At 37.9% G+C, this 13,700-nt stretch carries 12 protein-coding genes; 7 read left to right on the forward strand and 5 right to left on the reverse strand.

From position 1 onward, the window contains the following. Positions 1–97 precede the first annotated feature (97 nt). Together OB69_RS14660 and OB69_RS14665 are read left to right on the forward strand one after the other, a co-directional pair. Complete coding sequence (locus OB69_RS14660) at positions 98–892, forward strand: glutaminyl-peptide cyclotransferase (protein ID WP_053224500.1); 795 nt, start codon at positions 98–100, stop codon at positions 890–892. Between the two features lie 18 nt (positions 893–910). Then, entirely contained in the window at positions 911–1,432 is a 522-nt protein-coding gene (locus tag OB69_RS14665) for a YdeI/OmpD-associated family protein (protein ID WP_053224501.1), read from the forward strand. A 93-nt stretch (positions 1,433–1,525) separates the two neighbouring features. Here OB69_RS14665 and OB69_RS14670 read toward each other — a convergent pair whose 3' ends face one another. The 4 genes from OB69_RS14670 to OB69_RS14685 all read right to left on the reverse strand — a co-directional run bounded on the left by OB69_RS14670 (position 1,526) and on the right by OB69_RS14685 (position 6,281). Next, a complete protein-coding gene (locus tag OB69_RS14670; RefSeq protein ID WP_053224502.1) occupies positions 1,526–1,861 on the reverse strand; it encodes a hypothetical protein in 336 nt (111 codons plus the stop codon). A gap of 360 nt (positions 1,862–2,221) precedes the next feature. After that, on the reverse strand, positions 2,222–3,058 hold the full coding sequence (locus OB69_RS14675; RefSeq protein ID WP_053224503.1) for a DUF4249 domain-containing protein: 837 nt from the start codon (positions 3,056–3,058) through the stop codon (positions 2,222–2,224). Positions 3,059–3,073: 15 nt separating this feature from the next. Next, positions 3,074–5,428, reverse strand: a complete 2,355-nt coding sequence (locus tag OB69_RS14680) for a TonB-dependent receptor (protein WP_053224504.1) — start codon at positions 5,426–5,428, stop codon at positions 3,074–3,076. Between the two features lie 268 nt (positions 5,429–5,696). Continuing rightward, the gene (locus OB69_RS14685) at positions 5,697–6,281 is read right to left on the reverse strand and encodes a superoxide dismutase family protein (RefSeq protein ID WP_071387123.1); all 585 of its coding nucleotides are present in this window, start codon (positions 6,279–6,281) and stop codon (positions 5,697–5,699) included. Positions 6,282–6,587: 306 nt separating this feature from the next. Between OB69_RS14685 and OB69_RS14690 the strand changes: the two genes are divergently transcribed. The 3 genes from OB69_RS14690 (at position 6,588) to OB69_RS14700 (ending at position 10,515) form a co-directional block, all read left to right on the forward strand. Continuing rightward, on the forward strand, positions 6,588–7,454 hold the full coding sequence (locus OB69_RS14690) for a hypothetical protein (RefSeq protein ID WP_053224506.1): 867 nt from the start codon (positions 6,588–6,590) through the stop codon (positions 7,452–7,454). 160 nt (positions 7,455–7,614) lie between these two features. Next, a complete protein-coding gene (locus OB69_RS14695) occupies positions 7,615–9,627 on the forward strand; it encodes a M13 family metallopeptidase (protein ID WP_053224567.1) in 2,013 nt (670 codons plus the stop codon). A gap of 255 nt (positions 9,628–9,882) precedes the next feature. Next, positions 9,883–10,515: an SDR family oxidoreductase gene (locus OB69_RS14700; protein ID WP_053224507.1), complete on the forward strand. Its 633-nt coding sequence runs from the start codon at positions 9,883–9,885 to the stop codon at positions 10,513–10,515. Between the two features lie 189 nt (positions 10,516–10,704). Here the strand turns inward: OB69_RS14700 and OB69_RS14705 are convergent, their stop codons facing one another. Continuing rightward, positions 10,705–11,598 (reverse strand): LysR substrate-binding domain-containing protein, encoded by an 894-nt coding sequence (locus tag OB69_RS14705; protein WP_053224508.1) that lies wholly within the window; start codon positions 11,596–11,598, stop codon positions 10,705–10,707. Between the two features lie 89 nt (positions 11,599–11,687). Between OB69_RS14705 and OB69_RS14710 the strand changes: the two genes are divergently transcribed. Then, positions 11,688–11,993: a hypothetical protein gene (locus tag OB69_RS14710; protein WP_245620831.1), complete on the forward strand. Its 306-nt coding sequence runs from the start codon at positions 11,688–11,690 to the stop codon at positions 11,991–11,993. Between the two features lie 26 nt (positions 11,994–12,019). After that, positions 12,020–13,699 (forward strand): proton-conducting transporter transmembrane domain-containing protein, encoded by a 1,680-nt coding sequence (locus OB69_RS14715; protein WP_082338192.1) that lies wholly within the window; start codon positions 12,020–12,022, stop codon positions 13,697–13,699. The last annotated feature ends 1 nt before the right edge of the window (position 13,700 follow it).

Below are 13,700 nucleotides of genomic sequence, written 5' to 3' on the forward strand. Positions count from 1 at the left end.
TTCGTTAAGTTTATGTGCCAATAAGGCAATTATTAAATTCAAGCCAAATCCATTATCGGTTGGTTTCTATTTTGTAAATAAACATTGACGATCCTCCATGAAATTTCTACAACTTTCCATCCTATCACTCAGCCTAGGCATTATTTCATGTACTCCTTCTAAAAAAGACAAATATTCTTTGGCCAACCCTGAATTAATCAGCTACAAGGTGGAGCAAACCATGCCGCATGATTCTACTGCCTACACGCAAGGCTTACTGGTTCATAAAGGAAAAATCTACGAGAGTACAGGTAGAGAAGCTTCGTGGATCGGAATTGTAGATCCTTCAACTGGAAAACCAGACAAAAAGGTAATACTAGACGACAAATTCTTTGGAGAAGGCATTACCATTCTGAATAACAAAATCTACCAACTTACATGGCAGCAAAAAGTAGGCTTTGTTTACGATTTAGAAACCTTTGAACAGTTAAGGGAATTCAAATACAATAATGAAGGTTGGGGATTAACCCACGATGGAAAAAATCTGATTATGTCAGACGGATCGAACTCACTTTCGTTTTTGGACACTGCCAGTTTAGCTCCGATAAAAAAGCTTAATGTAACTTATAAAGGTGTAGCTGTAAGCAGCCTAAACGAGCTTGAGTACGTTGATGGCTATATTTGGGCAAACATTTACTTAAAAGACCAAATTGCTAAGATTGATGCCAATACAGGCGAAGTACAAGGTTTTTTAGACCTTTCCGACCTAACTTACCGCACCCGATTGCTTAACCCAGATGCTGATGTTTTAAATGGAATTGCTTGGCATGAATCAACAAAGTCTTTACTCGTAACCGGTAAACTTTGGCCACTGATTTATGTATTGAAACTCACGGCCAACCCAGAAAATTAAACTCACAATTTTGAACCATTGGTCAGTTTTACTACCACTTTAGCCCAATTCCATTATGAACATTGGAGCTACCATTTGCCTGTAAGCCCAGAAATAACGGCTCAGTTTACCAATGGCAATAATAGGCGAGTAAAGTGCTGTATCAATAACAAAATCACTATTCATACAGCTTTGATGCCCATTAACGAGGGAAGTTATATTCTCGTTAACCAAAAAATAAGAACCGAGCTTAATATAAGTGAAGGCGATAAGGTGGAAGTAACGCTTGAAAAGGACAATTCAGAATATGGAATACCAATACCTGAATCTTTTAGCGTTTTGCTAGATCAAGATGAGGTTGGCTCTAAATTCTTCCATTCTCTTACTCCTGGCAAGCAACGTAGCCTCATTTACATTGTGGGGAAAGTAAAAAACATAGACAGCCAATTGAACAAAGGTTTGGCTATTCTAGATCACCTTACTGAGGTTCAGGGCAAATTAGATTTTAAAGCGTTGAATGTGAAGATCAAGGAATACAATCAGCGTGGTAAAATGCGTTAAAATTGGGCACAAAAACAAGAAGGTTATCCCGTCCGGATAACCTTCTCTACTAACACAAAGGGTCACTTATGTGAATACTCAACCAAAAACTGATTACTGTTTTCCGTCAATAGCTACCTCTCTCAGTAACGTTCCGTCCATTCCAAAGTGAACAGCTACTTTACCAGTCTCTTTTTTCACGATGAACTCGATGTACTCTTCGCTCTCTGGAGCTGGAGTTTCAACTTTGTAGATTTTCTCTACGTTTTCATCTTTGTATTCTGCTTCTTCCCATCCTTTTTTCACTTCTTCAGGAAGGTTTTTCATCAGAATTTCTGTTTTCTTCTCTTGCTGAACAAGCACTGTAGCAGCTTCGCCTACACTAGTGAATGCAACAGATGTGAAACTTAAAGTACCTATTGCTAATAAACTTAAAATTGCCTTTTTCATAACTTTATAATTTTTGTTGAATTAATTGTTTTACCCTTCTTATTGAAAAAGACATGCCAAGAGCACAAATATCAATACACCAACTGAATTACAGCTACTTACATTATTAGCTATTTAATAAAGGGCGATAGGATTGACTTCAAATTGTGGAACAATCCAACACTTTGAGGTGAATAACAAAACACTTCAATTCAAACATTGAGGCTTATTAGTATAGGATTGATTATCGGTAAGAATAAACTCTAGGTCCATCAAAAGAGGTTTTCCTTTTCGATAGACCATGTTAAATAAAAAACGGAATTACCGCATTTGGCAATCCCGTTTTTGTATCCCTCACAAAAGTGAAATGTCTTAATTGAGTTATTTTATTTCAATCTCCATAATATCTACCGCACTGACCTGAAAGTATCCGAATGCCCCATTCGACAAGTTTGTTCTTGGGTTTGCTGGCGGTGGCGTAAACATTCCCCCATCATTGTTGAGCAAGTTCGATAAATCATTATAGTAAATAAATGCCTCTCGGGTAATGCTATACATTTCCACTTTAGCATACTGGCCAAGCTTATAATATCCGGCAGTAGGTATTCCGCTAATTTCTTCTCCTAGAAATTCATCTTCAGAGAAATAGATATCGCCTTCAAAATCCCTTAAGGTCAATCCATTCTTATAGAATTTAAAAAGGTAATGGTCCACCCTATCCTGAGGTTCTTTTGCATAAAACAATACCTCATAAAACTCACCCTCTTCGTCAGGATCTTCCCTTTCCTCTTCATCAATAGTTACTACTAATGAATCAATTTTGGTGACGGGTAACATAGTTTCTGAAGCAGTATAATCCACTCCATCTACAGTCACTTTTAAGCGGTATGTTGTCCAAATACTGCCAGCATAAGGTGTTTGCGGATAATAATAACCTTTCTTCGATGGGTCATTATTTGGGTTATGTATATAAACCACTTCATTATCTGCATCATCTGTAACGGTAACTACGGCATCTGTAATGGCAGGATTTGGATCAAGTGAATAAAAGCCTCTTGTATAGCTAAGCTTAATAAAGTTGAGTTCAGAATTATTCGTTAATACCCCATCAATCACCACTTTAGGTTCAGAGGTAATGGTATCGATATCGATGGTTTCTTCGCAGGAAACAAAGAAAACAGTCAAGGAAAACAGTATGTATTTATATAGATTTTTCATCTTAATATGCCTCGATTAAAATTTGATATTATAAGTAACTGAAGGTAGAATTGGGAACAGATAGATCATTCTAGCTTCTTTTTCATTCCCATCGCCAATGGTATTTCCATCTTTATCTTGCTTTACTCGGGTGTACAGCGAGAATGGATTTTTACGGCTGTAGGCATTGTATAATGAAAATACCCAAGAGGTTTTCCATTTTTTATGAGCATTTGATTTTGGCGTTAGCGTAGCGCTTAAATCTAATCTATGGAACGAAGGCAGATTATACCCATTTCTTTCTGTAATTACATCGGCAGAATATCCGTCTCCCCATTCGTAAGTTCCTGAAGGAATGGTCGTTGGCCTTCCTGTTCCATAAGTAAAGCCAGCACCAAACGACCATTTATCACTGTAATCGTATGTAGCAAGCATATTTAAGCTATGGCGTCTATCGTAATTGGCTAAAAAGGTTTCACCTAAATTCACACCTTCAATTGTTCGCTCTGTTTTCGACAAGGTATAGGCAATAAAACCAGTAAGTGCGCCTTCTTTCTTCTGTAAGAAAAATTCTAAACCATAAGCCTCTGCATCGCCTTGGCGGTACTCTGTACTTAAATCTGTATTAAAGAAAACCTGCGCGTTATCCGCAAAATCGGTTACGTTATCCATTGTTTTGTAATAGGCCTCTACAGAGAACTCATACATATTATCATTTAAGTTTTTGAAGTAACCCAGAGCCACCTGATCGGCAATTTGAGGTTTAAGGTAATAGCTACTTGGCGCCCAAGTATTAAAAGGCAAAGGCACAGTACCGCTTGAAATCAAGTGCGTATTCTGAACCATTCGGTTATAGCTCATCTTTACAGAGCTAGATTCATTGAGCATATAGCGCATAGAAAACCTTGGTTCAAAATTGAAATAGGTTTTGATAGGCTCGAAACTTTTAAACGAAAGCGTGTCGGTGCGTGTGGGGTCAATATTGTCTTTCGTATCTTCATATAAATACACATCGCCTTTGCCTATGCTCTGAAAAGCTGATAATCTAGCGCCATAATTCATCGTCAGTTTTGAAGACAATTCGTGTTGGGCTCCCAAGTAAAATGCATGATCCAGAGCGTATTCATGCTGCAATTCCGTTGCTTTGAAAATAGACTCATCGCTTGAAGGTGTGATTTTGCCTGGGGCGAAACGCTTATAAGTTACATGGTATCCAAAATCTAATTCGAATTGTGGACTGGCGAAATAGTTAAAATCGTTTTTGAAGCTATATTCTTGTAGGTTTGAATCCCAACGAATTCCTTGTACTGGGTCTTCAATCCCCAATCCGTAATCGAAGCTTGAAGCAATCAGCGAGGTATTAGAAAATAGTTTATCGCTAAAGAGGTGGTTCCAACGAAAGGTGGCTGTTTTATTTCCCCAATCAAATCCAAAATCTTCACCAAAAGAAAAATCATCTCTACCAGAATAAACAGAAAGGAAGAAACGGTTTTTGTTATTAGCTCTCCAATTTACCTTGGCGTTGACATCATAAAAATAGACCAAGTTATCATTGTTGGCAGCTCGTAAAAACAGATCCACATAAGACCTACGAGCAGAAAATATGTAGGAACTTTCGTCTTTCTTAATTGGCCCTTCTACCGAAATACTACTGGCCAAAAGACCAATTCCAGCCTCGCCTTCAAATTCCTTGTTGTTTCCATCACGGGTTCTTACGTCTAAAATAGAAGATAGCCTTCCACCAAAACGAGAGGGAATTCCACCTTTGTAAAGTTCTGAATCCTTGATAATATCGGCATTGAACACCGAAAAGAGTCCGAATAAATGCGAAGGATCATAGACAGGAGCTTCATCAATTAAAATCAAGTTCTGATCTGCACTTCCGCCACGAACAAAGAAACTGGAAGTACCTTCTCCTGCAGAAATCACACCTGGAAGCATTTGAATAGTTTTAATAATATCTGGTTCACCAAAAAGTGCAGGTAGCTTCTTTACTTGCTTAATGTCCAAGTCATTCCTACTCATTTGAATGCTTGACACGTTTGCAACTGGACTTTCACCTGTAACCACTACCTCTTCCAGTTCTGTTAATTCTTCTGGAAGAGCAATATTCAATTCAATGTCCTTGTCCAGCGTAATCTTCTTTTCAATGGTTTTATAGCCAATAAAACTGTACTTAACCGTGTAGTTTCCTGGGGCAAGCGTAATGGAATAGAAACCGTAATTATTGGAAACTACTCCATTCCCAATTTCAACTACTAAAACCGTGACTCCGAGAAGCTCCTCTCCATTGGAAGCGTCTCGTACATATCCGTTCAAGGTGACCTTTTCTTGAGCAGAAGCTAGAACAGTACACAATACGACACATGTCGTAAGTAAAAATTTTCGCATAATTAATTTAGAGTTTGACCTGTTGTTTGATTTAAAAAATTAGACCTAAAATAGACTAACCACTTTAATGACGATTGAAATGATAAATACACTTAGACGACAATAAAAAATAATCTTTAGGCTTAGTCGAAATAATGATTAAAAAGTTGCAAGCTGTATTCACTAATTAAGCATTAAGCCTTAAAATGACTCTTAAAGCCCAATTTAGGGGCATAAAAAAAGAGCTTAGATAAACACTAAGCTCTTTCAAAATATAGGGTTTTAATTTTTATTTAAGAGAGATTACACCGCATCCAATTCTTGGACCAGCCGCACCAGCAGGCTGAGAAGTAAAATCATCTGGACCTGCATGTACTATCACCGCATGGTTTAAGATATTGGTATTTTCATCTCCGCCAATAGTCCAACCTTCTACATCCATAGATAGCGAACCATTTCCATCTTCTCCAACAGTAAGGTTTCCAATATCACCTTGGTGAAAATCACCACCCTCGGCTCTATTTCCATGATCTACGCCCATAGGGTTCCAGTGGCCTCCGGCCGAAGTTCCATCAGGAGCAGAACAATCACCAATAGCATGTATGTGTACGGCATGGTCGCCCGGTTCAATATTCATCAAATTCACATCAATATTGATTTTTCCGTTGGCCAATTCTTTAAATATAACCGTACCTTTTAATTGACTATCGCTTTTACTTTCTAAGTCTACAATCACGCTTTCCAGCGATTCTTCAGCCGTTTCTGTAGCCGAATCTACTTTTTCTTCAGATTTTTCTTTACTCTGAGAACATCCAAAAGTCAAGGCTGCCACAGCACAAATTAATAGCATTCCGTTGATCTGTTTTTTCATCATATTCATTTCGTTTAATTCAAGTTCAAAGGTTCAAATTATATAACAGAACTACAATGAGAAGTGTTTGAATTAAGTTGTTGAAAAGAGGTTTTGAGTTAATTTCTACACGAACGGTAACCCCCTTTTACCTTCTAAAAAACAAATAAAACAACCTGAGTTGATATCTTCTCAACTACCATGATTTATGATTCGCTTTCAGGTGAACCACATCAAAACATTCCTTTTTTCGGTTTTACAAGAACTACACTTATAATTTTTGCATTACCGCAAGGCACTTTACTATATTTGCAAGCTTAAATTAATACCATGCGCCTCAGACAATTAGCCCGCAAACTCCAAGTTCAACCCAAATATTTGATTGGCATTTTATCAAAAAATGGACACGAGATTGAAAACGATCCTAATTACAAACTGACCGAAGAACAGGAAAGTCTAATTCTTTCAATCGTTCCAATGCCCAAACCTTCTATAGAATCAAACGCAGTAGCAAGCCCAAAAGCAGAAATTGAGGTAGTTGAGGCCGTTGAAGAACCCTTGGAAGTAACTGAGGAAATAGAAACGCCTACTGAAGAAGTTATTACCCCAAATACCGTTAAAGAAGCGCCCAAAACAGTAGAACAAAAAGAACCAACTGAAACACCTAAAGTATATAGTTTAGAAAAAGAAGCGCAAGAAAAACACAAAGATGCTGAATTGATAAAGGCACCTAAGCTAAAACTAGAGGGCTTAAAAGTTTTGGGTAAAATTGATTTACCCGAACCTAAAGTTAAAGAAAAAGCCAAACCAGAAGAAACAAAAGAAGCTGCTGAAAAACCAAAACAGCGAAACACCAAACAAAATAGGAACACTCCTACCCACGATCGTAAAAGACAAAATCAGCGCAGCAGACCCAACTCAGTTGAATTAGAAAGAAGAAAGGCCGAACAAGAAGCCAAGCGTAAAAAATTGGCTGAAGAAAAGCGTATTAAAGCACTAAAAGAAAAGCACTACAAAGAAAAAGTGCAAGCCAAACTAAAGGCCACAGCACCAAAGAAAAAGAAGTCAAAGACAGCAACTGCCCAAGCTACAGAACAACCTAAAAAAATTGCCAAAACACCTATTAAAAAGCAAGCCCCTAAAAAAGGGCTACGCAGATTATGGGCATGGCTCAATGGCGAATTGGATAAGTATTAGACTTATTCAAATTCCTCTATTACTTCTTGGTTTCAGAAAACCTTCTACCCCTATTACACAGTAGGTTACTCCAATTCAATTAAAACGATTAGATTGAATGATCAATTTAGTGGTGGAGTGCTATACCGTACTTACCCTCATTAGAAACCACAAAAGATCTATGAAAAAACTATTTTATTTCACGCTAGCCTTTTTTACCCTTGTTTCCTGCGGCAAGAAAAAAGAGGTAGAAGCCAATAAATTCGAATTCGATGGAATCGATGAAAGCATCAAACCAGGAGATAACTTTTTCCTCCATGTAAACAAAACTTGGTACGACAACGCTGTAATTGCAGACGACCAAGCTGGAGTTGGTTCTTATAGCTTTTTAAATATTCCTCAGAAAAAGCTCTTAGAAAACATTTTAGAGGAAGTTTCTAGTGGAACCCACGAAAAAGGAAGCGCAGATCAAATGGTGGGCGATTTTTACAGTTCAGGCATGAATACCGCGCTCATCAACGAACGTGGTTTTGAACCCATTCAACCTTTGCTCGATCAAATCAACGCCATCAACTCTATTCCGGCAATGATGCAATTTGTGGCCAAAGAGTTCAAGTCTGGCAATGGATCATTGATCAGTATGGGAGTCTCTCCCGACAATGAAAATAGCAGTGTCAACATGCTACATTTTGGACAGACAGGTTTAGGCTTACCCGACCGTGATTATTATTTTAAAACGGACGAATCTACCCTTGAAATTCAAAAGGCCTATCAAGCGTATTTAACCAAGCTGTTTGAATTAATAGGTAATGAAAATGCAGAACAAAGTACCTCCACGGCTTATGGCATAGAGAAGCAATTGGCAGAAGCGCATAAAACGCGTATCGAGCGAAGAAATGTAAAAGCCAATTACAATAAAACCGCAGTAGCAGACCTTAATATAAATCAACCCAATATCGGTTGGTCCAAATTGTTAGATCATTTTGGTGCAGAAGCCGATTCTGTCGATATCGCTCAGCCTGCTTATTATGCGAAACTCAACACCATGCTTCCTTCCGTTTCCTTAGCCGATTGGAAGACCTATTTAAAAGCAAAAGTATTAACTAATTACGCTGATATCTTAAGCGAGCCTTTTGAAACGGCAGCTTTCGAATATTCAAAAATCATCTCTGGGCAAGCGGTGAAACAATCACGCGCTCAAATCATGGTAAACAAGGTAGATAGACAGCTTGGTTTTGCGCTAGGCCAATTATACGTAGAAAGATATTTTAATGAAGAAGCCAAAAGCCGGGTATTGGATTTGGTCAACAACCTTCAAAAAGCCTTTGAAAATAGAATTAACGAGCTTGATTGGATGAGTGATGCCACTAAGGTTCAGGCCAAAGAGAAATTATACACGATTACCAAAAAGATTGGCTATCCAGATGTTTGGAGAGACTACGGGAATGTAAACATTGAAAAAGACAAGTTTTTTGAAAACGTAGTGGCCTTGAGACAAAACGACTATCAGTACGGTTTAGATAAACTGAACAAAGCCCCTAACAAAGATGAGTGGGGCACAACGCCATCGACTGTAACCGCTTACTACAACCCTCCCCTCAATGAGATTGTGTTCCCGGCAGGCATTTTACAATTCCCTTACTTTGATTTACAAGCCGATGATGCCATTAATTATGGTGGAATTGGAATGGTGATTGGTCATGAATTGACCCATGCTTTTGACGATCAAGGTGCTCAATTTGATAAAGATGGAAATGTGAAAAACTGGTGGACGGACGAAGATTATGAGAAGTTCCAAGCCAAAACTCAATTGATTATCGACCGATACAGTTCTTATACTGTTTTGGACAGTTTGCATTTAAAAGGTGCATTATCCGTTGGAGAAAACACGGCAGATAATGGTGGAATTTCAATTGCTTACGATGCCTTTAAACTAACCAAGCAAGGCCAAGACACAGTAAAGATTGGCGGATATACACCCGACCAACGTTTCTTTATGTCCATTGCCCGTATTTGGCGTGTAAAAACCCGAGACGAGTATTTACGCAACTATGTAAAAACCAATTCCCATTCTCCACCAATGTGGCGTGTAAACGGCCCATTAATGAACTTCACTCCTTTTTACGAAGCATTTGATGTTCAGCCAGGTGATGCTAATTACAAACCTGTAGAAGAAAGAATTAAGATTTGGTAAAAGCATTTAAAAACTAATTCAAGGCCATGGATGAATAATTCATGGCCTTCTTTTCTATCCCTTTTTAGCTTTGATCTAATCCCCTTTCAATTAAGTCTATTAGAATTTCTCGGAACATATCTAGTGATTTCATGTTGTCAAAACAACCGGCAGGCTAAAACAAAACTTCACAAACTTTACATAAGAAAGGTTGAAAAATAATCGTAATCGTAAGAAACGATTCACAAATAATCACTTTGATCAAATTTAAAAAACATGACAAACGAAAAACAAAACATATTAATAGCCGGAGCAAACGGCACTACAGGTAAAATTATTGTTGAATTACTTCAAACCTCAAACCGTTATCGACCTATCGCCATGGTTAGAAAAGAAGACCAAAAAGAAGCTTTTGAAAAACAGGGTGTGGCAACAGTACTGGCCGACTTGGAAAAAGATTTGAGCCATGCAGTAATTGGAGTTGATAAAGTAATTTTTGCTGCGGGCTCTAAAGGCAAAAAAGTAATCGCGGTAGATCAAGAAGGAGCCAAAAGCTTGACGGATGCTGCAAAAAAAGCAGGAGTTAACAAATATGTAATGCTAAGCTCCATGGGCGCAGATAATCCTTCGGTAAGCGATGACCTCGAAGATTACTTAAAGGCAAAACAAAATGCCGACAACCACCTACGCAATAGCGGTTTGGAGTATAGCATTGTACGGCCGGGTGGCCTTACAGATAATGAAGGTACAGGTAAAATTCAGCTTAGAGAAAAACTAGACACGCAGGGCAGTATTTCAAGGGCCGATGTAGCCCAAACCTTGGTAGAAGTATTGGAAGACGGTGTGCAGCAAAACCAAACTTTCGAAATCATAGCGGGTGAAACTCCTATTGAAACAGCAGTGCGCTAATTTTAGTCCTTGTGGGTGTTGTGAGTATGACCGAGAATTAAAAATGGAAACCTTGTCCCAAAATATTATTCTGATGTTTAATTTGACTAAAACATCCTCGGTCAGTCTCCTGTCACCAACAAAAGCTTAAAGAGTTGTTTAATTACTACAAATAGAAAAAGCTCTAACAGGCTTCGTAATTACTTCAACTCAATACCTCAAATACCAATCAAAATTCTTGGTCAAAATTTGATGTTTTTCTGCACGTAAAAACGCCAAAAAGGCTTGACCTATGGGGGATAATTTTTTTCCTTTTAACCAGATTAAACGCCACTGCGTTTTAAGCGGTAAGCCCGGTGATTCCAAAATATATACTTGGTTATTTAATAATTCATTTTTAAGCCCGATAAGCGGCATAATCGAATTCCCTAAGCCTGCAATCACCGCTTGTTTTACCGCTTCGTTTGAAGTGAGTTCTAACCTTTTGCGCTGTTTACCCTGATGCCTTTCAAAATAATTTTCCATTGCTAAGCGGGTAGCAGAGCCACTTTCTCTGTAAATATGAGGTTTACTTTCATCACGAATAGGTGTGTTAGCCACCAAATACAATTTATTTTCAACAAGTATTTCTTCTTCAATTGGCAGTTTGTCTGGCACTACAGAAACCAGCGCAAAATCAGTTTCATTCTTTTTTAGGCTTTCAATTACTTTGCTCTTATTAGTTACGTCAAGCACCAAATCTATACCCGAATGCTGCTCTAAAAAGCCAGACAAAAAGTAAGGAATTACATACTTTCCGGTAGAGGCAGATGAGATACTCAATCTGCCAGTCATAATGCCTTGATAGGCCTGAGTTTTATAATTAATGTTCTCTAATTCTTGAATAACTCTTTCAGCCATTATTGCAATCTCTTTACCAAAATCGGTGATATATAGCTGTTTACCAATCACTTCTGTAAGAGAAATATCAAACTGATCTTGAAGATTTTTTAACTGAATAGAAACTGCAGGCTGAGTCATAAACAGGGCTTCGGCTGCTTTAGTAATGCTTTGCGTCTGAATCACCTTCAGAAATATTTGTAATTGATGAATGGTATAATTCATAAATATATTTTATGTATAACATAACAAATATAAATAAAAACTTATGAATTGGATTTATAAACTTTGCCAAACATTAAAACACAAAGAACATGCAGTCAATAGAAATTAAAGAAACTATGAGCTTACTGAACAAGCAATTTGAACTAGTAAGAGGAGAATTTTCTCCTGAAGATGCTCAAGATATTCTGAACCACTTAATCACAAAAAAAATCAACTTTCATAAACTAAAGAATTTTAGTCATGAAATACGATATGGAAAGCCTGATGAGAATTCATTAAAAAGGATTAATGAATTAAAGACAGCCAAGGCTGAGCTTATTGCTTGGATTGATTGCGCTAAGATGGAAGAAAAAAATCTACAAGTTAACTCTTCAGTTTCAATAGAGCTGTTGTAAAACTTTGTTAGCCAATTCTAATTAGCATGACAGTTCAATACATCGTAAACGTTGTTTATCTATCTCCTTTAGCATTTTTGGCTACAGCCCTGCTATCGTATTTCCAGCCAGGTCTACGCCCAAAACATGTAAAAAGTATAGCTACAGCAGCTACGATTTTCAGCATATTAATTGCCGCGATAAGCGGTGTATTTATATCACAACACCCCTTGATAGAATCTACATTCTTTGGTTATAAGCAATTAGGTCTTAGCCTGAGGTTAGATTCAGTAAGTGTATTAATGTTTTCAATGATTGCTCTATTGAGCTTTATCATTCTACGTTTTAGTAAAAACTATTTAGATGGAGATGTCCGTCAAGGTGCATTTATTGGCCGCTTAGCTGCAACTATCGCGGCAGTGCAACTTTTGGTTTTATCTGGTAACTTAGCATTACTCTTACTTGCTTGGGTTTTCACAAGTATATCACTTCATAGATTATTAGTGTTTTACCACGAGCGACCAGGAGCTATTATTGCTGCACGCAAAAAGTTCTTGGTGGCTCGCTTAGGTGATGTTTCACTACTCGGTGCATTAATAGCTTTATACCTTCATTTCGATACGGGCAATTTAGAAGTCATTTTTCAGCAATTAAAAATAACTTCTACATCAGGATTCACCAGTTCCAATTTAGAAGTTGCGGCTATTCTGCTAGTTATAGCAGCACTCTTAAAATCTGCACAATTCCCGACTCATGGTTGGTTAATTGAGGTAATGGAAACCCCTACTCCTGTTTCAGCATTACTCCATGCAGGTTTATTGAATGCCGGGCCATTTCTTATCATCAGAATGGCATACGTAATAGAGTCTAGTGCTTTTGCACCACTGGCACTTATTGCCATAGGCGGATTTACAGCACTATTTGCTTCAGTTGCTTTTCTAACACAAACTTCCGTTAAAACTGCCCTTGCGTACTCCAGTATCGCTCATATGGGGTTCAGTTTGATGACCTGTGGCATGGGGGTATACTCTGCAGCAATGCTTCACTTAGTAGCACATTCATTTTACAAAGCACACTCCTTTTTGTCATCAGGTAGTGCGATCGATATAATAAGAGCTGCCAAAGTTTCTGATGCTATACAAACAAAAAATCCATTCCGAATTGTGCTCGGTATATTATTAGGGCTTGGAGTTTACGCAGGTTCGGCCCTACTATGGGGCATTAACTCAGAAAACGAAACCGCGCTTTTAGGCATTGGAAGCATTATTGCGCTTGGGCTTTCAAGGTTATTTACAAGTGCCTTAGATTCATCAGGCGGTATTAAATTACTATTTCACGCAGCCTTACTTTCGCTTTTGGTCGCTTTAGCCTTCTTCACACTCGAAGCCGGATCTCATGAGCTACTTTCCGCTCAATTACCTGAATTAAGTAAACCCAACTTTAGCACATTAGCTCTAATGGTAATTGTTCTAATCGCTTTTGCCGCCACTGTATTTATACAAATTATTGCTCCTTCGCAAACCTCATCATTCTTTTTCAAGGCTTTGGCTATTCATTTCAGAAATGGTTTTTACTTAAACACCCTGTTTGACAATACCGTTCGAGCACTTTATACATATGGTTCTGAGAAAAAACCAGCAGTTGTAAATAGCTCAGAATGTTTTGAGAAGAATACCTTGACAAGAACTGTTCAATTAGAAAACCAACCCATTGCAGCAAAAAACTAAT

Source organism: Roseivirga seohaensis subsp. aquiponti (assembly GCF_001267955.1).
GTDB classification, from domain to species: domain Bacteria; phylum Bacteroidota; class Bacteroidia; order Cytophagales; family Cyclobacteriaceae; genus Roseivirga; species Roseivirga seohaensis.